Consider the following 20,135-nt stretch of genomic DNA (forward strand, 5'->3'; position numbering starts at 1 on the left):
TGAACGCGACGGTCCCCGGGCGGGTCGTGTCTAGGGTGATCACATGATCACCGACATGTGCGTGGACTACCTGCGCCGGCTCGGCGTCGAGCCGGCGGCGCCCTCCGTCGAGGGGCTGTTCGCCCTCCAGCGGGCCCACCTGGAGCGCGTGCCGTACGAGAACATCGACATCCAGCTGGGCCGGCCGCCCGGGATCGACCCCGCGCTGTCGGTGCGCCGGCTCGCGGCGGGCCTGGGCGGCTACTGCTTCCACCTCAACGGCGCCTTCTCCACGCTCCTGGAGGCACTGGGCTACGACGTGACCCGCCATGTCGGCGGCGTGTACAAGGAGCCCGACGCGCGGGGCGTCAACGGCGACCACCTCGCGCTGGTCGTGCGAGTGGACGGGGCCGCGTTCTTCGTGGACGCCGGGTTGGGCGACGGGCCCCACGACCCGCTGCCGCTGCGCGCGGGCACCTTCGAACGGGGGCACTTCCGGTACGCGTTGGAGCCGCTCGTCCCGCTCGACGGGGAGGGACCGGGCTGGACGTACCGGAACCCGGACGGCCCCTTCCCCGTGATGAACTTCCGCTCGGCCCCCGCCACGATGGCCGACTTCGAGGCCGAGCACCTGCGGCTGTCCACCGCGCAGGACTCCGGTTTCGTACGCACCTTCGCGATGCTGCGGCGCGACGCGCACGGCATCGACGCCCTGCGCGGGCGCGTCCTGAGCCGAATCGACCCCCTCGCGGGGACGACCGACCGGGAACTGCACACGCCCGAGGAGTTCTTCGACGTGCTGACCGGCGTCTTCGGGCGGTCGCTCGACGAGCTGAGCGCGCGGGACCGGGCGGACCTGTGGGAGCGGGTCGACCGCGCGCACGAGACGTGGCGGGAGTCGCGGGAGGAGCCGTCGGCGCGGACCGCGCCCGCGTCGCGGGTGGGCTGACACCGGGCCCACGTTGTCGGTGCGAGGGTGCAGACTTGGGGCATGTCCCACTCCCCCCGTAGGGCCTGCCCCACCTGCGGCCGCGACTGCGCCGTCACCGCCGGCCGGATCGCCCGCCACGACCCGCCGGACGGCCGGGGACGCGGCGACCTGGTGTCCTGCCCCGGCTCTCGCGCCCGCGTCGTGCTCGGCGCGTCGGCGCCGACCCTGGACGGCTTCGTCCTGGGCCCGAACCCGGGGCAACTCCCCCTGTTCTGAGACGCCCCTGCCGGGGGGTAGCCCCCTCGACCGCCGGGGGAATACGGGATGTCGGGGATCGTGACCGGGTCCTAGCGTTCGGGACATGACGACGACCTCGCATCAGAACAAGCGCCGGCTGCGGCGCGGAGCCGCGGCGGTGGCCCTCGCGGCCGTCCTCGGCGCGGCAGCCGCCCCGGCGGCCCTCGCCTCGCCCACCGCCGCCGTCCGGGCCCCGGCCGCCCGGGGCGCCCTGATCTCCGTCACCCCGGTCGACACCCTCGACCGCGCCGGCGTCACCGCCGAGCTCGGCGCCCTCGGGGTCGACACCGCGGGCGTCCGGTACGGCGTCCGCGCGTACCGGATCACCTACGCCACCGTCGACCCGAAGGGCCGCCCCACCACGGCCACCGGGCTGCTGGTCCTGCCGCGCGGCGGCGCGGCCCGGCCCGACCTGGTGTCCGACACCCACGGGACCGTCGCCCACCGCGACAGCGCGCCGAGCGGGGGCAAGGGCTACAACCGGCTCACCCCGTACCTGCACGCCTCGGCCGGCCGCGCCGTCGCCGCGCCGGACTACCTCGGCCTCGGCGGCGGCACCGGACCCCACCCCTACATGGACACCCGCTCGGCCGTCACCGCCACCGTCGACATGCTCAAGGCCTCCCGCACCGCGGCCGACCGGCTGGGCCGCCCCGTGACCCGGGACGTGTACGCCACCGGCTTCTCCCAGGGCGGCCAGGTGGCCATGGCCGTCGGCCGCGAACTCTCCGCGGGCCGGGACGGACTGCGGCTGCGCGCCCTGGCCCCGATGGCCGGCCCCTACGACCTGTCGGGGTCCGAGATACCCGGGATCGCGGACGGCCGGGTCGCGCCGCGCACCGCCGTCTTCTACCTCTCGTACTTCCTGACGGCCCAGAACAGGCTCCACCCGCTCTACAAGGACCCGGCCGAGGTGTTCCGCCCGCCCTACGCGCGGATGGTGGAGGGCCTGTTCGACGGGACGCACCCGGAGGAGGAGATCGTCGCCGCGCTGCCCGCGACCCCCGAGGAACTGCTCACCCCGGCCTGGTCCGAGAACGTCCGCGCCCCGCGCGGCGCCCTGCGCACCGCCCTGCGGGCCAACGACGGCGCCTGCGACTGGAAGCCGGACGTGCCGGTACGGCTCTACGCGGGCGGCGCCGACACGGACGTGCCGATCGCCAACTCCCGTGCCTGCGCCGCCGACCTGGCCCGCCGCGGGGTCCGGGCGAAGGTCGTCGACCAGGGCCCGGACGCGGACCACTTCACGACGGCCCTCAGGTCGGCCCCCCAGGTGGTGCGCTGGTTCGACGCGCTGTCGTAGGGCGCCTCGCGGATCAGGGCCTAGGAGATCGCGGTGCGCAGCCGGACCACGTCGATCGGCTCGGTCTCGTCGTGCTCCGTCAGGTCGATGACCTGGCCCACCGCACGGTGCTCGGGGGTCACCGGCTTGAACTCCGGGTCGCCGGCCGCGCGCACGGTCTCCGCCTTGTGCACGGCGAGGACCTCGGCGCCGACCACGTCGGCGAGGTCCTCGTTCTGCACGGCCTCGATCGCCGCACGGGCCTGCGCGGCGTTCTTGGTGCCGAAGAAGTCGAAGCCGCCCTCGACGCGCGAGGCGGAGCGCCTCGGGGCGGTGTACGGGGCCACGGTCGCCGCCGGCCGCCGCGCCGGAACGGCGGACGCCCGGTCACCGGCCGCCGTACGGCCGTGTGCCTCGGTGGTACGGGCCGCACCGGACGTCGCGGCCGGGGCGCCGGCGGGCGCGGCGCCGGAAGTGCGGGCGCCGGGGGTCGGGGCCCCGGGGGTCGGGTCGGCGCCCGGGGTCGGGTCGGCGCCGGGCGCCAGGGCCTTGGGGCGCGCCTCGGCCCGCTCCCGGCCCTTGCGCACCAACGCCGCCATCGCCGCGTTGGCGCGGGCGTAGCCGATCGCGGTCGGCGCCCCGGCGGCGGTGCGCTCCTGTGACGGGGCCGGGAGCTCCTTGGGCGCGCCCGGGCCCGAGGCGGCCTCGATGGCCAGCAGTCGGCGCCCTTCGAGGGCGGTGGCCCGCTCCGTCTCGGCGGTGGCGTACCGGCGCAGCAACGCGGCGTGCTCGCCGCGCAGGCCCGCGAGTTCGACCCGCTTGGCGCGCAGCTTCGTGTCGAGCCTGGCGCGCAGCATGCGGGCTTCCTCGAGGTCGGATTCGAGCTCGGCTATCCGCTCGTCCGTCTTCCACTCGTCCTTGACCCGTTCTCGGGTCAGTTCGGCCACCCGGCGGCCGGCCGAGCGGTCCCAGGAGCGCATGACGACGGCGCCGGCCAGGCCCGAGGCGGCCGTGAGGGCCACGAGGAGGCGCCACGCGGCGCCGCCTTCGGGTCCCGCGAGCAGCCAGGCCGCGCCGGCGCCGGCCACGGAGACACCGGCGACGAGCGTCGGCGTGAGCAGTCGGTGCAGGGGTTCTGGATTGCGGTGGCGTCCACGGGGCATGGCCTGAAATTTACAGGGAGTAGGTGGGGTGTGGGGAAGCCGCCCGGCAATCTCTTGCCGGGCAGTTACCCGTCATTTCCGCATCAATCGCGTAACTGATCTTGCTGTGGGGCTACTTCTTCAGCAGACCCTTGGATTCCAGGTACGCCTTGGCCACATCGGCGGGCTTCGCGCGCTCCGCGTCCACCTTGCGGTTGAGGTCGACGAGGTCCGCCGTCGTCAGTGCCTTGGTGAGCTTGTCGAGCGCGGCGGCGACCTCCGGGGCGCCCGCGTCCTTGGCGTTGACCACCGGCAGGACGTTGTCGGCGTTCTGGAGCTTCTTGTCGTCCTCCAGCAGGACCAGGCCGAAGGAGTCGAGCGTGGCGTCGGTGGTCGTGGTCAGCACCAGCTGGTCCACACCGTCCTTGACGGCCTGCTTGGACTGGGGGGTGCCGACGCCCTTGGGGTCGATGCCGGCGACGGAGATGCCGTACGTCTTCTCCAACCCGGGCGCGCAGAAGGGACGGACGGTGCACTCGTCGCCCGCCGCGATCTTCACCTTCAGGCCCGACCTGCCCAGGTCCGAGAGGGTCTTGAGCTTGTTCTTCTCGGCGAACTCCTTGGTCACCGCGAAGGCGTTCTGGTCGACCGCCTCGCCCGCCGGGAGCGCCTTGATGCCGAGCGGCGTCGCGAGCTTCTCCAGCGCCGCCACCGTCGCCGCCGCGTCGCTGGAGGCGACCGGCTTGTCCTTCGGCGCGTCCTTGCCGTTGACCTTGGCGTTGAGGAACTCGGCGAGGGTGGCCGCGTACTCCGGGACGACGTCGATCTCGCCCTTCTCCAGCGAGGGCTCGTACAGCTCACGGTTGTTGACCGTGGTGATCGAGGTGGAGTAGCCGGCGTCCTTCAGGACCTGTGCGTACAGCTCCGCCAGCACGTTGGACTCGGTGAAGCCGGCCGCGCCGACCACCAGCTTGCCCTTGGCGCCCCCGCCCGAGGAGGAGGCCGGGGCGGACGAGCCGCCGTCCTTGGCCTTCTCCAGACTGTCGCCACCGCACGCGGCGAGCGAGACGGTCAGGGCCACCGCGCCCAGTGCCGCGCCGAGAACGCGCGTGGACTTGCTCATGGTTGCTCCTCCAGGGAGTGAGTACAGCGGGAAGGAAAAGAGGTGACGGGGCCGGCGGCAGGGCTCAGCGGGCCACCGACGGGCGCCGCAGGAGGAGCCGGTCGACGGCCACCAGCACGCCCTCCACCAGCAGGGCCAGCAGCGCCACCAGAAGGGCGCCGGCGACCACCTGGGCGGTGTCGAAGGTGTTGAAGCCGGCGGTGATGATCCGGCCCAGACCGCCCTGGCCGACCATGGCCGCGATGGTGGCGGTGGCGATGACCTGGACCGCGCCCGAGCGCAGCCCCGTCATGACGAGTCCGCGCGCGAGCGGCAGTTCCACGCGCAGGAACAGCTGTGTCCCGGACATGCCCATCCCCCTCGCCGCCTCGACCACCGAGCGGTCCACCTCGCGCATACCCACATACGCGTTGGTCAGCAGCGGCGGGATGGCGAACAGGACGAGCGCGACGATGGTGGGCAGGTACCCCGCGCTGCGCAGCGGGGAGACCATGAACAGGGCCAGCACCGCGAAGACGGGGATCGCCCGGCCGACATTGGACACGTTCACCGCGAGGGCCCCGCCCTTGCCGAGGTGGCCGAGCCACAGGCCGATCGGCAGCGCCACCGCGCAGGCGACGGCCAGGGCGATCCCGCTGACGTACACGTGCTCGCCGAGCCGGTGCCAGACACCGTTCTCGCCGGCCCAGTTGGCACCGTCGGCCAGCCAGTCCCAGGCCTCGCCCAGTACGCCCATGGCTCAGACCTCCTTGGCGACGGGTGCCGGAGCCCGCGTGAAGAAACGTTTCCTCGGAGCGGGCGCGGAAGCCCGGGTCCAGGGCGTGAGCAGTCTCTGGACCCCGAGCAGCAGCAGGTCCGCCACCAGCGCGAGCAGCACGCACAGCACCGAGGCCGTCAGCACCTGGGCCTTGAAGGAGCTGTTCACGGCCGGCGCGATCAGGTTGCCCAGACCGCCCTTGCCCACGATCGACCCCACGGTCGTCAGCGCGACCGTCGACACCGTGGCGATACGGACCCCCGCGAGCAGCGCCGGCAGCGCCAGCGGCAGTTCGACCTGCCACAGCAGCCGGCCCGAGCCGTACCCCATGCCGCGCGCGGCCTCCCGCACCTCGTCGGGGACCGCTTCCAGGCCGGCCAGCACGTTGCGGACCAGGATGGTCAGCGAATACAGCACCAGACCGGTCACCACCAGCGTGGCCGAGAGCCCGAAGACCGGCAGCAGCAGGGAGAACATGGCGAGCGAGGGAACCGTGTAGAGCAGGGTGGTCAGACCGAGCACGGGCGCCGCCCAGCCGCGACCGCGGCGGGCCAGCAGGGCGAGCGGAACGGACACGACGAGCCCGATGACCACCGACAGACCGGTGATCCAGATGTGCTCGACGGTGGCGTCGGTGAGCTCCTGGGAGCGGGAGGTGACGTACTCCCAACAGATCCAGTCGTTCGCCACCAGACAGCTCTGCCCGGCCATGCCGCTCACCCCCGCCTCGCTCCGTCAGCCCGTCATCGCACACGCGTCCGACCCGAGGGCCTGGTCAGACCGACCTTAACCCCAGCCACCGACAATGGCCGGAATCCTTCGCAGTCGGGCAACATGCCCTTCACAAACGGCACCCGCGCGTGAGGAAGGATGGTCCGGTGATCCGATTCGAGCAAGTGACCAAGCGCTACCCCGACGGGACGACGGCCGTCCGGGATCTCTCCTTCGAGGTCGCGGAGGGCGAGCTGGTCACCCTGGTCGGCCCGTCCGGCTGCGGCAAGACGACCACGATGAAGATGGTCAACCGGCTGATCGAGCCCACGTCGGGCCGGATCCTGGTGAACGGCGAGGACATCGCCGCCGCCGACCCCGTCGAGCTGCGCCGCCGCATCGGCTACGTCATCCAGCAGGTCGGCCTGTTCCCGCACAAGACGGTGCTGGAGAACACGGCGACCGTGCCGCACCTGCTCGGCACCCCGAAGTCCAAGGCCCGCGCCCGCGCGGCGGAGCTGCTGGAACTGGTCGGCCTCGACCCGGCCGTGTACGGCGGCCGGTACCCGGAGCAGCTCTCCGGCGGGCAGCGCCAGCGGGTCGGCGTGGCCCGGGCCCTGGCCGCCGACCCGCCGGTGCTGCTGATGGACGAGCCGTTCGGCGCGGTGGACCCGGTGGTCCGCGAGCGGCTCCAGAACGAGTTCCTGGCCCTGCAGAGGACCGTCCGCAAAACGATCCTGTTGGTCACCCACGACCTGGAGGAGGCCATCCGGCTCGGGGACCGGATCGCCGTCTACGGGACCGGCACCATCGAGCAGTTCGCGAAGCCCGCCACCGTGCTGGCCGCCCCCGCCACCGACTACGTCGCCTCCTTCGTCGGCACGGACCGGGGGCTCAAGCGCCTCGCGGTCACCCCGGTCGAGACCGCGGACCTCGCGGAACAGGACCCCGCGCACGGAAAAGCCCCCGCGGCCACGGTGGCGTTGGGGGCGAGTCTCCGCGAGGCCCTCGCGGCCCTCCTCCAGGAGGACGAGGGCCGCGTCGGGGTCACCGACCCGGACTCCGGCGCGCTCGTCGGCGTACTCACCCCGGAGGGCGTGCACCGGGCGCTGCGCCGGTCCCGACTTCAGGAGGCCTGACCGGACCAGCCCCGGCCCGACCGGAAGGCGGTCGGGCCGGGGCCGGTCACGCCTCGGACGGTGACACCGGAGGGCGATCAGGCCGGAGATGGTCAGGCCTGGAGGCGGTCAGGCCTGGATGCGGCCGCTCATCCACGTCAGCATCGGCGGGATCTCGCGCCGCCAGGTGTTGAAGTTGTGGCCGCCGCTGTCGAGGATGATCGAGGAGACCCGGTCCGGCCCCTTGACCAGCTTGATGAACTTCTTGGTGTCACCGAGGTTCGGCTCGCCCTTCTCACTGCTGGTGACCAGGAAGGACGTACCGGCCGGCTTCTTGTTCCGCATGCTGTGCAGCACGTCCGCGCGCTTCTTCAGCTTGTCGTCGCCGTGGAACAGGTCACCGGTCGTCGGGTCGTCGGGAGCCTCGTAGTACGCGGAGAGGCCGGCGGCGGCGCCGAAGGTCTGCGGGTAGTGCGCGGCGATCTTCAGGGCGCAGTAGCCGCCCGTCGAGTTGCCGATGAAGCCCATGTTCTGCGGCTTCTTGCCGACCCGGAAGGTGCTCTGGATCGCCTGCGGCAGGTCCTGGCCGAAGAAGGTCTCGGTCTGCGGGCCGCCGGGTATGTCGACGCACTCGGTGTCACGCGGGGGCGCGATCGTCGGGCGCAGCATCACCAGGATCATCGGCTTCATCTTGCCCGCCTTGGACAGGCTGAAGGCCTTCATGGGGTAGTCGAGCCCTTTGACCAGGTTCTCGGCGGTGCCCGGGTAGCCCGTCAGCACGATCGACGCGGGGAAGTTCTGGTCCTTGTACCGCGGCTGGAAGTACTCCGGCGGCAGCCACACGTACCCGGGGCTCGTTATCCTCGACTTCTGCCCGGTTATGGCAACCTTCAGGATCTGACCACCGACCTGAGGCTTCCCACCGCCGGGGACGTCCAGCTTCTGCTTGTCGACGACCTTGATGTCCTTGCTGCTCATCGAGTGGTCGACGACCTTGCCGATCGACGTCTCCTGACCGAAGAGGTCAGCCCAGGAACCGTAGAAGAGGAACGACTTGTTGGCTCCGAGTCCCACCGCCGCGAACAGCGCCAACTGCGTGGCGAGCAGGAGACCGACCCGGCCCACGTAAGCGCGCCAGGTGCGGCCCGAGAGCCGAGGCCAGAACCAGAGCGTGAGCGCGAAGAGCACCACGCCGGCGATGATGGCCAGGACCAGAACCGTATTACTGGTGAGACCCATGAGCAGTCAGTCGTCTTTCTGATGGCAGGACGGGAAATTTCCGACGGAAGAGTGAACCCGCTCCCCGTCGATGTCGTCCTAATGGACGCACCACACCCCGGAGGCTGTTGCGGCCTTCGGCCACATGATCTCTCGCGGAGCAACGGGAAGCGATGTCTAGCAGGATAGATGGCGATAAGTCGGGACAGGTTCCGAGCGGGGTGCGCCGAATCCTCCGTGGCCCACGGCCGGAGTCGGTACCCGGCCTGGTAGGTACGGCCGTCATGATCGTCGGCCTTCTGGACATCGCGGCGGGAGTCTTCCCGCGATTCCGACACAGCAGGTTCCACGCGGTCACCGAGGTGCTCCCGGGCTCCCTCGGCCCGTTCGCCGCCGCCCTCTCCATCAGCGCCGGCGTCCTGCTCCTGCTGCTGGCCCACGGCCTCAAGCGGCACAAGCGGCGCGCCTGGCGCGCCTCCGTCGTCCTGCTCCCCGCCGGCGCGGTGGCGCAGTTCACCTACCGGCACTCCGTCATCGGCGTGATCATCGCGGCGGTGCTCCTCGCCCTGCTCCTGCGCCACCAGAACGAGTTCAAGGCACTGCCGGACCCGCGCAGCCGCTGGAAGGCGCTGGCCAACTTCGTGCTGATGAGCGCCGGCTCCATCGGCCTCGGCCTGGTCATCGTCAACGTCCACCCGGGCAAGGTCGTCGGCGACCCCAGCCTCTACGAGCAGATCAGCCACGTCGTGTACGGCCTCTTCGGCATCGAGGGCCCCGTGGAGTACGCGGGCCGGGTCTCCTGGACCGTCGGCTACTCCCTCGGCGCGCTCGGCATGCTCACCGCGGTCACCACGATCTACCTGGCCCTGCGCCCCGAACACCCGGCCGCGCGACTCACCGCCGACGACGAGACCAAGCTGCGCGAGCTGCTCTCCCGGCACGGCGGCCGTGACTCCCTCGGCCACTTCGCGCTCCGCCGCGACAAGGCCGTCGTCTTCTCCCCCAGCGGCAAGGCCGCCGTCACCTACCGCGTCGTCTCCGGCGTGATGCTCGCCTCCGGCGACCCGGTCGGCGACGTCGAGGCCTGGCCCGGCGCCATCGAACGCTTCATGGAGGAGGCCAAGGCCCACTCCTGGACCCCGGCCGTCATGGGCTGCAGCGAGACCGGGGGCGAGGTCTGGACCCGGGAAACCGGTCTGGACGCCCTGGAGCTGGGTGACGAGGCGATTGTCGATGTCAAAGACTTCTCCCTCTCCGGCCGCGCCATGCGCAATGTCCGCCAGATGGTGAAGCGCATCGAGCGCAACGGCTACACCACCAAGGTGCGCCGGGTGAGCGATCTCACCGAACGCGAACTCGAACAGGTCCGCGGCGCCGCCGACGCGTGGCGCGGCACCGACACCGAGCGCGGCTTCTCCATGGCCCTCGGCCGGGTCGGCGACCCGGGCGACGGCGACTGCTTCATCGCCACCGCGCACCGCGAGGAGGAGGGCGACACCAGCCCGTTCGGCGACCTGAAGGCCGTCCTGCACTTCGTCCCCTGGGGCAAGGACGGCATGTCGCTGGAGCTGATGCGCCGCGACCGGGCCGCCGACCCCGGCATGAACGAACTCCTGATCGTGGCCTCCCTGGAGGCCGCCCCCGCACTGAAGATCGAGAAGGTCTCCCTGAACTTCGCGATGTTCCGCTCGGCCCTCGCCCGCGGCGAGAAGATCGGCGCCGGCCCGGTGCTGCGCATGTGGCGCGGCCTGCTGGTCTTCCTGTCCCGCTGGTTCCAGATCGAGTCCCTGTACAAGTTCAACGCGAAGTTCCGCCCCCGCTGGGAACCCCGCTTCGTCGTCTTCCGACACACCCGCGACCTGCCCCGCATCGGCTTCGCCGCGATGCAGGCCGAGGGGTTCGTCACGCTGGCACTGCCCCGGCTGTTCGCCGGCCGCCGCCGCCCCAAGCCGGTCCGCGACTGCGCCCACCACCAGATGGCGAAGGTGCCGACCCAGGCCGAGCGCGAGGTCCAGGCGGCCTGAGCCCGCCCGGACCCGACCGCGCCCCGGACGGCCCCGCCCCCACCCGGGCGGGGCCGTCCGCTTTCCGCGGGCCCCTCGACACAGGGCCGAAACGTCTCGGAGCCCTGTCATATCCAGGTCAGCTCTACTCTTGGACCCATGAACACGAACCACGGGGTCACCGCCAGGGGCCGGGTGACAGGCCTGCCGGAGTGGGATCGCTGCGGGGTCATGGGCGTCGTCAACGTCACCCCCGACTCGTTCTCCGACGGGGGCCGCTGGTTCGACACCACCGCGGCGGTCAAGCGCGGCCTCGACCTCGTCGCGCAGGGCGCCGACCTCGTGGACGTCGGCGGCGAGTCCACCCGCCCCGGCGCCTCCCGCGTCGACGCCGCCGAGGAACTGCGCCGGGTCGTCCCCGTGGTCCGCGGGCTGGCGTCCGAGGGGATCGCCGTCTCCGTCGACACCATGCGCGCGGAGGTCGCCGCCCGGGCCGTCGCGGCCGGCGCCGTACTCGTCAACGACGTCAGCGGCGGGCTCGCCGACCCCGGCATGATCCCGGCCGTCGCCGCCGCCGAGGTGCCGTTCGTGGTCATGCACTGGCGCGGATTCAGCGCCGGCATGAACAACCTGGCCGTGTACGAGAACGTCGTCGCCGAGGTCACCGCCGAACTGCGCGAACGGATCGACGCCGTCGTCGCCGGCGGGATCGCCCCCGAGCGGCTCCTCGTCGACCCCGGCCTCGGCTTCGCGAAGAACGCCGAACACGACCTGGCCCTGGTCGCCCACCTGCGCGAGCTGCGGGCCCTGGGCTTCCCGCTGCTGGTCGCCGCCTCGCGGAAGCGTTTCCTCGGCCGGGTCCTGGCAGGCGCCGACGGCGCCGCCCCACCGCCCGCCCGCGAACGCGACGCCGCCACGGCCGCCGTGTCCGCCATCGCCGCCCACCAGGGCGCCTGGGCGGTACGGGTACACGAGGTACGGGCGACCGCGGACGCGGTTCGGGTGGCCCGTGCGGTGGAAGGGGCACTGTGATCCGTCGTACCGACAAGGAAGGAGCACGGTGAGCCGTACCGACATCGAAGCCGTCGAAGAGGTCAACACGGCCTTCTACGAGGCCATGGAGCAGGGGGACTTCGACGCACTGTCGGCGCTCTGGCTGGAGGACGAGATCTCCTGCGTCCACCCGGGCTGGCCCGTGCTGTCGGGGCGGGGCGAGGTCCTGCGCTCCTACGCCCTGATCATGTCCCACACCGAGTACATCCAGTTCTTCCTCACCGACACCAAGGTCACCGTCATAGGCGACACCGCGCTCGTCAGCTGCACCGAGAACATCCTCAGCGGCGGCCCCGCCGAGGACGGCGGCGAACTGGGTCCCCTGGTCGGCCAGCTGGTCGTCGCCACGAATGTGTTCCGACGCACACCGGAGGGCTGGCGGCTCTGGTCCCACCACGGTTCACCGGTCCTTACGGACTCCGAAGATGAGGACGAAGAGGACTCCGACTGACCCCAAGGGCGGGGGGCGACGTACATCGCAGGTAAATTCGAAGGCGGACGACGCCGACCGCACTCGGCGTAGGCCCATGGCCCCGGGGAGTCCCGGGGCGGATGCACCTACGAAAGTTGGAGTGATTCGCGTGGATCGTGTCGCGCTGCGCGGCCTCAAGGCTCGCGGGCACCACGGCGTCTTCCCCCGGGAACGCGAGGAAGGCCAGACCTTCATCGTGGACCTGGTGCTCCACCTCGACACCCGACCCGCGGCGGCCGGAGACGATCTGGCTAAGACCGTGCACTACGGGGTAGTCGCGGAAGAAGTCGTCGATGTGGTCCAGGGAGAGCCCGTCGACCTGATCGAGACGCTCGCCGAGCGAATCGCCCAGCAGTGCCTGAAGCACGAAGCGGTGGCGCAGGTGGAGGTCATCGTCCACAAGCCGGACGCGCCGATCACCGTCCCCTTCGACGACGTGACCATCACGATCACCCGGAGCCGCGCATGAACAACGGACTGAACGCCCAGAGCGACCCCACCGTCCAGCCGGTGCCCGCCTCCGTAGTCGAGGCGGTCGACGCGGCGGACGTCACCCTGTCCAACCCGAAATGGGCCGTGGTCGCGCTGGGCGCGAACCTCGGCAACCGGCTGGAGACCCTCCAGGGCGCCATCGACGCCCTCGGGGACACCCCCGGCCTGCGGGTCAAGGCCGTCTCCCCCGTCTACGAGACCGAGCCGTGGGGCGTCGAGCCCGGCTCGCAGCCCGCGTACTTCAACGCGGTCATCGCGGTGAAGACCACCCTGCCGCCGTCCTCGCTCCTGGAGCGCGGGCACGCCATCGAAGAGGCCTTCGACCGCGTCCGCGAGGAACGCTGGGGGCCCCGCACCATCGACGTCGACATCGTCGCGTACGCCGACGTGATCTCCGAGGACCCCGTCCTCACCCTCCCGCACCCGCGGGCACACCAGCGCGCCTTCGTGCTGGCCCCCTGGCACGACATCGACCCTGAGGCCCAGCTCCCGGGCCGCGGCGCGGTCGCCGCCCTGCTGGCCGGAATCGGCCTCACCGGGGTCACGCCGCGACCCGACCTGGAACTCCACCTCCCCGACTAGTCGTTAGCCTGTTCACTGCTGACGAATCGGTGCGGAAAGCGGGGAACGGGTACGTGAAGCAACTGAGGCCGGCGGTCCTGGCGGGCATCTTCCTGGTCGCCGGGGTGCTGTCCTGGGCGGGCGCCCGGCTCTGGAACTCCTACGGCACGCTGCCGGGCGTCCCCCTGGCCGCCCCGATCGTGCTCGCGGTCATCGCCGTGGTGCTCTTCGCGACGGCCCTGTCGATGCGCGCCCGGCTCAAGGCCCAGCGCGAGCGCCGCCCCGGAGCCAAGGGCGTGGAGCCCCTGATGGCGGCCCGCGCGGTGGTCTTCGGACAGGCCAGCGCCCTGGTCGCGGCCCTCGTGGCGGGCATGTACGGCGGCGTCGGCGTCTTCCTGCTGACGGACGCCCTCGACGTGCCCGCCCGCCGCGACCAGGCCTGGTACGCGGGCGGCTCGGTCCTGGCGGGCGCGGCGGTCATCGCCGCCGCCCTGTTCCTGGAACACGTCCTGAAGCTCCCGGAGGACGACGACACCGCCCCCGAGGCTCCCGCCCCGGCCTGAGGCCCGGGGTCCGGGGCCCGTGGTCCGGCCGTCAGGCCTCGGCCCCCACCACGTGCCCGTTCACCAGGAAGTGCGGATGCGAGTCGCCGAAGCCGATCACCGGCACGGATGTCTCTCGCCCGAGCCGCGCCGGCGACACCGTTCACGATCTGGTTGCTTGGCAGCCCGCCCATCCCGACCCCCCTGATCAGAGCCAATCGTCTGATCAACGACGTTTTCGGGCAGGTTTGACAATCCAGCTAGGGAGCCATGATCAGGCTCATCGCCTCGTTGCGCGTCGCCGGGTCACGGAGCTGACCGCGGACGGCGGAGGTGATGGTCTTCGCGCCCGGCTTGCGGACCCCACGCATGGTCATGCACATGTGCTCGCACTGGATGACCACGATGACCCCCCGCGGATCCAGGATCTCCATGACCGATTCGGCGATCTGGGTGGTCAACCGTTCCTGCACCTGAGGACGGCGGGCGAACACATCCACCAGGCGGGCGAGCTTCGACAGGCCGGTGATCTTGCCGTCGGTGGACGGGATGTAGCCGACGTGCGCCACGCCGTGGAAGGGGACCAGATGATGTTCACAGGTACTCATGACCTCGATGTCCTTCACCAGGACCATCTCGTCGTGACCGAGGTCGAAGGTCGTCGTCAGGACGTCCTCCGGGCGCTGCCGCAGACCGGCGAATATCTCCTTGTACGCCCGCGCCACCCGTCCCGGGGTCGCCAGCAGGCCCTCGCGGTCCGGGTCCTCGCCGACCGCGATCAGGAGTTCCCGGACGGCCGCCTCGGCGCGCTTCTCGTCGAACTCGCCGATCGTGCCCTCGCCACCGGTCAGGGTCACTGGGTCGGTCATCTCTTCCTCGTTCCTGTCTACGCACACGCGCACGTGAAAGTGCCGCGCCCCCCAGGCTAGAACCTGGGGGGCGCGGCATCCATTCCGGGACTGATCAGGCCTCGGGACGCTCCTCCGGGGAGGGCTCCGGGTCCTTGTCCACCGACACGGCCGGCGTCGCCGCCGAGGTGCCGTTCGCCGAGTTCGTCAGCTGGAGCTCCTTGGGAGAGAGCACCGGCGGACGGGTGGAGGGGGTACGGCGGGAGGAACCGGTCCACGCGGGGCGGGCCGGACGCTTCACGATGGTGGAGAAGACCTCGGCGATCTGCTCCTTGTTCAGCGTTTCCTTCTCCAGCAGCGCGAGGACGAGGTTGTCGAGAACGTCGCGGTTCTCGACCAGGATCTCCCAGGCCTCGTTGTGCGCGGTCTCGATGAGCTTCTTGACCTCTTCGTCGACCAGCGCCGCGACCTCTTCCGAGTAGTCCCGCGGGTGCGACATCTCGCGCCCGAGGAACGGCTCGGTGTTGTCGCCGCCGAACTTGATCGCACCGAGACGCTCGGTCATGCCGTACTGCGTGACCATCGCGCGGGCCGTTGCCGTGGCCTTCTCGATGTCGTTCGCCGCACCGGTGGTCGGGTCGTGGAAGACCAGTTCCTCGGCCGCGCGCCCGCCCAGCATGTACGCCAGCTGGTCGAGCATCTCGTTGCGCGTGGTCGAGTACTTGTCCTCGTCGGGCAGGACCATGGTGTAACCCAGGGCCCGACCGCGGGACAAGATCGTGATCTTGTGGACCGGGTCGGAGTTCGGGGAAGCCGCCGCGACCAGGGCGTGTCCGCCCTCGTGGTACGCGGTGATCTTCTTTTCCCGGTCCGACATGATCCGGGTCCGCTTCTGCGGGCCCGCCACGACACGGTCGATCGCCTCGTCCAGCGCGTGGTTGTCGACCAGCTTCTTGTCCGAGCGGGCCGTGAGCAACGCGGCCTCGTTCAGGACGTTGGAGAGGTCGGCACCCGTGAAGCCGGGCGTGCGACGGGCGACCGCGCCCAGGTCGACGTCCGGGGCGACCGGCTTGCCCTTCTGGTGGACCTTGAGGATCTCCAGACGGCCCTGCATGTCGGGACGGTCGACCGCGATCTGCCGGTCGAAGCGGCCCGGGCGCAGCAGTGCCGGGTCGAGGATGTCGGGTCGGTTCGTGGCGGCGATCAGGATGACGCCGCCCTTCACGTCGAAGCCGTCCATCTCGACGAGCAGCTGGTTGAGGGTCTGCTCACGCTCGTCGTGACCGCCGCCGAGACCCGCACCGCGGTGCCGGCCGACTGCGTCGATCTCGTCGACGAACACGATCGCCGGAGCGTTGGCCTTGGCCTGTTCGAACAGGTCGCGGACACGCGAGGCACCGACACCGACGAACATCTCGACGAAGTCGGAACCGGAGATCGAGTAGAAGGGAACACCGGCCTCGCCCGCGACGGCACGCGCGAGCAGGGTCTTTCCGGTGCCGGGCGGGCCGTAGAGCAGCACGCCCTTGGGGATCTTCGCGCCGACCGCCTGGAACTTCGCCGGCTCCTGGAGGAACTCCTTGATCTCGTGGAGTTCCTCGACGGCCTCGTCCGCGCCCGCCACATCGGCGAACGTCGTCTTCGGGGTGTCCTTGGTGATGAGCTTGGCCTTGGACTTCCCGAAGTTCATCACCCGGGAGCCACCGCCCTGCATCTGATTCATCAGGAACAGGAAGACGACCACGATGAGGACGAAGGGCAGCAGCGAGAGCAGCACGCTGAGGAACGGGCTGGTCTTGTCCGGCGAGACGGTGTAACCGTCCGGGATCTGACCGGCTTCGTACTTGGTCTGGAGGTTCTGGGCGAGTTGGACGCCCTGGTCCCCGATGTAGTTGGCCTGGAACTTGGTGCCGTCGTTGTCGCCGAGCTTCTGGTCCTTCTTCAGCTCGATCTTGATCATCTGGCTGTCACCGGTGGTGAGCTTGGCGCTCTCCACCTGGCCACTGTTGATCGCCTTGATGACCTCGCTGGTCTCCACCGACTTGTAGCCGCCGCCGGAGCCGACGACGTTCATCAACACGACCACGGCGAGGACGGCCAGCACGATCCACATGACCGGCCCACGGAAGTATCGCTTCACGTCCATCCATACGGGGCGCTAGGCACCCCGTCCCTCCTGCCCGTAGGTAAATGCTGCTGTGAGTAAAGACTGTTCTTCGGAATGTACCCCTGTATTGTCACCCGCGGCCTCGCGGGACGGCTGACAGACCCACCTTCCCCTGCTCCAACGGCGGGAATCGCCTCCAGGTTCCCCGGGTTTGCCTGTCGGTTCCCCGGGAGGGGTCGGGGCAAGCCGCGCCCGCGTCGGGACGCGGCCGCGTGCGGCCGTCGGAGTCAGCCGCCGTACACGTGCGGGGCGAGCGTGCCGACGAACGGCAGGTTGCGGTACTTCTCCGCGTAGTCCAGGCCGTATCCGACGACGAACTCGTTCGGGATGTCGAAGCCCACCCACTTCACGTCGATCGCGACCTTGGCGGCCTCGGGCTTGCGCAGCAGCGTCACGACCTGGAGGGACGCCGGTTCGCGCGAGCCCAGGTTCGACAGCAGCCAGGACAGCGTCAGGCCGGAGTCGATGATGTCCTCGACGATCAGGACGTGCTTGCCCTTGATGTCGGTGTCGAGGTCCTTGAGGATCCGGACCACGCCCGAGGACTGGGTCCCGGCGCCGTAGGAGGACACCGCCATCCAGTCCATGGTGAGCGGGGTGGACAAGGCGCGTGCCAGGTCCGCCATCACCATCACCGCGCCCTTGAGCACACCGACGATGAGCAGGTCCTTGCCCGCGTACTCCGCGTCGATCTTCGCCGCCAGCTCGGCGAGCTTCGCGTCGATCTCTTCCTTGGTGATGAGCACCGACTCGAGGTCGGAACCCATGTCCTTCTCGTCCACCCGCATCACTTTCGTTGTCGGCCGCGACTCCGGAGGTGGGTGCCTCCGGAGGCTCAGCCGCGTTTCAGCACCGATCAGCCCTGCCGAATGACAAGTCTGCCACCCTGCCGCTGGGCCTCGACCCGGCCGGGCAGGTTGATGGCGCCCTGACCGCGCCATCCGGTGATGAGCCGGTCCACTTCCTCGATGTGACGGGCGAAGAGGGAGCCTGCGGGGGAGCCGGCGGCGACCACGGCCCTGCGCAGTACGCGGCGACGGACGGCGGGGGGCAGCGCGTACAACTTCGCGCACTCCAGGCGGCCGTCCGCGTCGCGGACGCCGGCGTCCGCGTCGGCGGCCCAGGCGTCGAGGGCGTCGGCGTCGTCGCGGGAGAGCTGGGCGGTGCGGGCGAGTGCCTCCACGACCCCTTTGCCCAGCGCCTTCTCCAGGGCGGGCAGTCCCTCGTGGCGCAGCCGGGAGCGCGTGTAGGCCGGGTCGATGTTGTGCGGGTCGTCCCAGACGGGGAGCGACTGGACCATGCAGGCCTTGCGGGCGGTCTGCCGGTCGATTCCCAGGAAGGGGCGGCGGTAGCGGTTGGTGCGGCCGGGTCCGCCGGACTTCTCGGCCATGCCGGAGAGGGAGCGGGTGCCGGAGCCTCGTGCGAGCCCCAGCAGGACGGTTTCGGCTTGATCGTCCCGGGTGTGGCCGAGCAGTACGGCGGCGGCTCCGAGCCGGTCGGCGGTGGCGTCCAGCGCTCCGTAGCGGGCGTCGCGGGCGGCGGCCTCGGGTCCGCCGTCACGGCCGACGCGCACGGCGACGGACTCCACCGGGTCGAGGCGGAGCGCGGTCATGCGGCTGACGACTTCGGCGGCGCGCAGGTCGGAGCCGGCCTGGAGGCCGTGGTCGACGGTGACGCCGCCGGCGCGGATGCCGAGTTTGGGGGCCTCGAAGGCGAGGGCGGAGGCGAGGGCCATGGAGTCGGCGCCGCCGGAGCAGGCGACGAGGACGAGCGGCGGGGTGCCGGGCGCGGTGCGTCCGTCGGCGGGGCTGCCGGTCGGGTGTGGCTGGATCGGATCGGTGAGGTCGGTGAGGACGTCGTGGAGTACGCGGCGGACCGCCAGGCGTATCGCCGCGACCGCAGGATGGGGACCCATGTCCGGTGCCCTTCGTGGAGTTCGGATGCCTCGGAGGCGTTGGGGTGGTGCGCAGGGGTGTTCGGTGGTGCCGGTGGATCGGCCGGGGATCTCCGCGAGGAGCCTCCGGCGAGTACCGGTTGTCACTCAGAGTGCGTCGATGGTGACAGAACCGAGCCGTTCCCTGAGCATCGCACGCCCTTCCACGGCCCACGGTCCCTCGGACGGGTGACGCTGTTTCCCCCAACGGGACAATTTCAAGCCTGTCGGGCGGGTGAGTCGGGTATCAGGACCCGCCACCGTGCTCCCGGCCGCACCGGCCCGCCCGGTGGGCGATCCCCGACGCCCCGAGCGTCCGGTGCGCCGCGGGCTCACTCCGCTCCGCCGTCCTCGCTTCCCTTGCCGTGCACCCGGGCCACCCAGTCCGCGGGTTTGGCGATCTCCGCCTTGGTCGGCAGCGTGTTCGGGGAGGTCCACACCCGGTTGAAGCCGTCCATGCCGACCTGGCCGACGACCGCCCGGACGAACCGTTCGCCGTCGCGGTACTGGCGGAGCTTGGCGTCCAGGCCCAGCAGCTTGCGCAGGGTGGCGTCGAGTCGGCCGGCCCCGCTGGCCCGGCGCTGTTGGAACTTCTCCCGGATCTCGGCGACCGAGGGCACCACGTCGGGGCCGACCCCGTCCATGACGAAGTCGGCGTGGCCTTCCAGCAGGGACATGACGGCGGTGAGTCGGCCCAGTACCTCCCGCTGTTCCGGGGTCTGTACCAGCTCGACCAGCGAGCGGCCCTCATCGCCGCCTTCGGCGTCGGGTCGGGCGCCCGCGAAGGACTGCGCGGCTTCGCGGAGCCGTTCCAGGACGGTCATCGGGTCCATCTCGGTGGCACCGAGGAACGTCTGGATTTCGCCCTCCAGGTGGGCGCGGAGCCACGGGACGGCCGTGAACTGCGTACGGTGCGTCTCCTCGTGCAGGCAGACCCACAGTCGGAAGTCGTGCGGGTCGACCTCCAGCTCGCGTTCCACGTGCACGATGTTGGGCGCGACGAGCAGCAGTCGGCCGCCGCCGGCGGCGGAGCCCGGCAGGTCGAGGCCCGCCGGCGCGAAGGTCTCGTACTGGCCGAGCACCCGGGAGGCCAGGAAGCTGAGCAGCATGCCCAGCTCGACGCCGGTGACCTTGCCGCCGAACGCGCCGAGCACGGAGCCGCCGGGGGTTCCCTCGCGGCGCTCCTGCATCTTGCCGAGCAGGGGTCCGAGCAGTTCGCGGAAGCCGGCGACGTTGGCCTTGACCCAGCCGACCCGGTCGACGACCAGGACGGGGGTGTCGTGCACCTCGGCGCCGTCGGGCAGCATCCGGGTGAAGTCGCGCACGTGCCGTTCCGAGGTCTTGGCGTGCCGGCGGAGTTCCGCCACCACCGCCCGGGCCTCGTCGCGGCTGACTTCCGGACCCGGCCGGACCAGCCGGGTCGCGGTCGCCACCGCGAGGTTCCAGTCGACCATCTCCACACCACCGATGCTCGTCATGCGTCAACCGTACGTGGACCGGCGCCGC

At 71.1% G+C, this 20,135-nt stretch carries 20 protein-coding genes; 10 read left to right on the plus strand and 10 right to left on the minus strand.

The features are described 5' to 3' along the window. Positions 1-43: 43 nt before the first annotated feature. The 3 genes from OHA84_RS16970 to OHA84_RS16980 all read left to right on the plus strand — a co-directional run bounded on the left by OHA84_RS16970 (position 44) and on the right by OHA84_RS16980 (position 2,510). A complete protein-coding gene (locus OHA84_RS16970; RefSeq protein WP_266970984.1) occupies positions 44-928 on the plus strand; it encodes an arylamine N-acetyltransferase in 885 nt (294 codons plus the stop codon). 42 nt (positions 929-970) lie between these two features. Then, positions 971-1,186, plus strand: coding sequence for a hypothetical protein (locus OHA84_RS16975; RefSeq protein ID WP_053678446.1), 216 nt, complete (start codon positions 971-973; stop codon positions 1,184-1,186). Between the two features lie 85 nt (positions 1,187-1,271). Next, positions 1,272-2,510, plus strand: a complete 1,239-nt coding sequence (locus OHA84_RS16980; RefSeq protein WP_266948042.1) for a S9 family peptidase — start codon at positions 1,272-1,274, stop codon at positions 2,508-2,510. 20 nt (positions 2,511-2,530) lie between these two features. Here the strand turns inward: OHA84_RS16980 and OHA84_RS16985 are convergent, their stop codons facing one another. The 4 genes from OHA84_RS16985 to OHA84_RS17000 form a co-directional block, all read right to left on the minus strand. After that, the gene (locus OHA84_RS16985) at positions 2,531-3,652 is read right to left on the minus strand and encodes a hypothetical protein (protein ID WP_266970983.1); all 1,122 of its coding nucleotides are present in this window, start codon (positions 3,650-3,652) and stop codon (positions 2,531-2,533) included. Between the two features lie 112 nt (positions 3,653-3,764). Then, positions 3,765-4,754, minus strand: a complete 990-nt coding sequence (locus OHA84_RS16990; protein WP_053678451.1) for an ABC transporter substrate-binding protein — start codon at positions 4,752-4,754, stop codon at positions 3,765-3,767. Positions 4,755-4,818: 64 nt separating this feature from the next. After that, positions 4,819-5,490, minus strand: a complete 672-nt coding sequence (locus OHA84_RS16995; RefSeq protein WP_053678453.1) for an ABC transporter permease — start codon at positions 5,488-5,490, stop codon at positions 4,819-4,821. A gap of 3 nt (positions 5,491-5,493) precedes the next feature. Then, positions 5,494-6,222, minus strand: a complete 729-nt coding sequence (locus OHA84_RS17000; protein ID WP_266970980.1) for an ABC transporter permease — start codon at positions 6,220-6,222, stop codon at positions 5,494-5,496. 167 nt (positions 6,223-6,389) lie between these two features. Here OHA84_RS17000 and OHA84_RS17005 point away from each other — a divergent pair, with 167 nt between their 5' ends. After that, a complete protein-coding gene (locus tag OHA84_RS17005; RefSeq protein ID WP_053678454.1) occupies positions 6,390-7,361 on the plus strand; it encodes an ABC transporter ATP-binding protein in 972 nt (323 codons plus the stop codon). Positions 7,362-7,469: 108 nt separating this feature from the next. Here OHA84_RS17005 and OHA84_RS17010 read toward each other — a convergent pair whose 3' ends face one another. Then, entirely contained in the window at positions 7,470-8,579 is a 1,110-nt protein-coding gene (locus OHA84_RS17010) for an esterase family protein (RefSeq protein WP_266948053.1), read from the minus strand. A gap of 152 nt (positions 8,580-8,731) precedes the next feature. On the opposite strand from OHA84_RS17010, the gene OHA84_RS17015 reads away from it, so the two are divergent. The 6 genes from OHA84_RS17015 (at position 8,732) to OHA84_RS17040 (ending at position 13,702) form a co-directional block, all read left to right on the plus strand. Further along, positions 8,732-10,582: a phosphatidylglycerol lysyltransferase domain-containing protein gene (locus OHA84_RS17015; RefSeq protein WP_266970977.1), complete on the plus strand. Its 1,851-nt coding sequence runs from the start codon at positions 8,732-8,734 to the stop codon at positions 10,580-10,582. Positions 10,583-10,720: 138 nt separating this feature from the next. Beyond that, entirely contained in the window at positions 10,721-11,593 is an 873-nt protein-coding gene (gene folP / locus OHA84_RS17020) for a dihydropteroate synthase (protein WP_266970975.1), read from the plus strand. 28 nt (positions 11,594-11,621) lie between these two features. After that, the gene (locus OHA84_RS17025) at positions 11,622-12,065 is read left to right on the plus strand and encodes a nuclear transport factor 2 family protein (protein ID WP_078998882.1); all 444 of its coding nucleotides are present in this window, start codon (positions 11,622-11,624) and stop codon (positions 12,063-12,065) included. Positions 12,066-12,195: 130 nt separating this feature from the next. Continuing rightward, positions 12,196-12,555 carry a dihydroneopterin aldolase gene (gene folB / locus OHA84_RS17030; protein WP_053678462.1) on the plus strand — a complete coding sequence of 120 codons (360 nt, stop codon included), beginning with the start codon at positions 12,196-12,198 and terminating at the stop codon, positions 12,553-12,555. After that, complete coding sequence (gene folK, locus OHA84_RS17035; protein ID WP_053678464.1) at positions 12,552-13,160, plus strand: 2-amino-4-hydroxy-6-hydroxymethyldihydropteridine diphosphokinase; 609 nt, start codon at positions 12,552-12,554, stop codon at positions 13,158-13,160. Before folB ends, folK begins: the two co-directional genes overlap by 4 nt. A 53-nt stretch (positions 13,161-13,213) precedes the next feature. Then, positions 13,214-13,702: a DUF3180 domain-containing protein gene (locus OHA84_RS17040; RefSeq protein WP_053678466.1), complete on the plus strand. Its 489-nt coding sequence runs from the start codon at positions 13,214-13,216 to the stop codon at positions 13,700-13,702. A gap of 239 nt (positions 13,703-13,941) precedes the next feature. Here the strand turns inward: OHA84_RS17040 and folE are convergent, their stop codons facing one another. The 5 genes from folE to OHA84_RS17065 form a co-directional block, all read right to left on the minus strand. Further along, positions 13,942-14,550 (minus strand): GTP cyclohydrolase I FolE, encoded by a 609-nt coding sequence (gene folE / locus OHA84_RS17045; protein WP_053678468.1) that lies wholly within the window; start codon positions 14,548-14,550, stop codon positions 13,942-13,944. A gap of 94 nt (positions 14,551-14,644) precedes the next feature. Continuing rightward, positions 14,645-16,675, minus strand: coding sequence for an ATP-dependent zinc metalloprotease FtsH (gene ftsH / locus OHA84_RS17050; RefSeq protein WP_053678470.1), 2,031 nt, complete (start codon positions 16,673-16,675; stop codon positions 14,645-14,647). Between the two features lie 248 nt (positions 16,676-16,923). Beyond that, positions 16,924-17,484, minus strand: coding sequence for a hypoxanthine phosphoribosyltransferase (gene hpt, locus OHA84_RS17055; RefSeq protein ID WP_053678471.1), 561 nt, complete (start codon positions 17,482-17,484; stop codon positions 16,924-16,926). 68 nt (positions 17,485-17,552) lie between these two features. Continuing rightward, positions 17,553-18,611 (minus strand): tRNA lysidine(34) synthetase TilS, encoded by a 1,059-nt coding sequence (tilS, locus tag OHA84_RS17060; RefSeq protein WP_053678473.1) that lies wholly within the window; start codon positions 18,609-18,611, stop codon positions 17,553-17,555. Between the two features lie 350 nt (positions 18,612-18,961). After that, on the minus strand, positions 18,962-20,107 hold the full coding sequence (locus OHA84_RS17065; protein WP_053678475.1) for a zinc-dependent metalloprotease: 1,146 nt from the start codon (positions 20,105-20,107) through the stop codon (positions 18,962-18,964). Between the last annotated feature and the right edge of the window lie 28 nt (positions 20,108-20,135).

The organism is Streptomyces sp. NBC_00513 (genome assembly GCF_041431415.1).
Classification (GTDB): domain Bacteria; phylum Actinomycetota; class Actinomycetes; order Streptomycetales; family Streptomycetaceae; genus Streptomyces.

Excerpts from the sequence above, each read along its gene's own strand:
- folK (WP_053678464.1), top strand. The coding sequence starts at position 12,552 with ATGAACAACGGACTGAACGCCCAGAGCGACCCCACCGTCCAGCCGGTG.
- ftsH (WP_053678470.1), bottom strand. The coding sequence starts at position 16,675 with ATGGACGTGAAGCGATACTTCCGTGGGCCGGTCATGTGGATCGTGCTG.
- OHA84_RS17010 (WP_266948053.1), bottom strand. The coding sequence starts at position 8,579 with ATGGGTCTCACCAGTAATACGGTTCTGGTCCTGGCCATCATCGCCGGC.
- OHA84_RS16970 (WP_266970984.1), top strand. The coding sequence starts at position 44 with ATGATCACCGACATGTGCGTGGACTACCTGCGCCGGCTCGGCGTCGAG.
- OHA84_RS17000 (WP_266970980.1), bottom strand. The coding sequence starts at position 6,222 with ATGGCCGGGCAGAGCTGTCTGGTGGCGAACGACTGGATCTGTTGGGAG.
- tilS (WP_053678473.1), bottom strand. The coding sequence starts at position 18,611 with ATGGGTCCCCATCCTGCGGTCGCGGCGATACGCCTGGCGGTCCGCCGC.
- OHA84_RS17015 (WP_266970977.1), top strand. The coding sequence starts at position 8,732 with ATGTCTAGCAGGATAGATGGCGATAAGTCGGGACAGGTTCCGAGCGGG.
- folP (WP_266970975.1), top strand. The coding sequence starts at position 10,721 with ATGAACACGAACCACGGGGTCACCGCCAGGGGCCGGGTGACAGGCCTG.
- hpt (WP_053678471.1), bottom strand. The coding sequence starts at position 17,484 with ATGCGGGTGGACGAGAAGGACATGGGTTCCGACCTCGAGTCGGTGCTC.
- OHA84_RS16980 (WP_266948042.1), top strand. The coding sequence starts at position 1,272 with ATGACGACGACCTCGCATCAGAACAAGCGCCGGCTGCGGCGCGGAGCC.
- OHA84_RS16995 (WP_053678453.1), bottom strand. The coding sequence starts at position 5,490 with ATGGGCGTACTGGGCGAGGCCTGGGACTGGCTGGCCGACGGTGCCAAC.
- OHA84_RS16985 (WP_266970983.1), bottom strand. The coding sequence starts at position 3,652 with ATGCCCCGTGGACGCCACCGCAATCCAGAACCCCTGCACCGACTGCTC.
- OHA84_RS17065 (WP_053678475.1), bottom strand. The coding sequence starts at position 20,107 with ATGACGAGCATCGGTGGTGTGGAGATGGTCGACTGGAACCTCGCGGTG.
- OHA84_RS16990 (WP_053678451.1), bottom strand. The coding sequence starts at position 4,754 with ATGAGCAAGTCCACGCGCGTTCTCGGCGCGGCACTGGGCGCGGTGGCC.
- OHA84_RS16975 (WP_053678446.1), top strand. The coding sequence starts at position 971 with ATGTCCCACTCCCCCCGTAGGGCCTGCCCCACCTGCGGCCGCGACTGC.
- folE (WP_053678468.1), bottom strand. The coding sequence starts at position 14,550 with ATGACCGACCCAGTGACCCTGACCGGTGGCGAGGGCACGATCGGCGAG.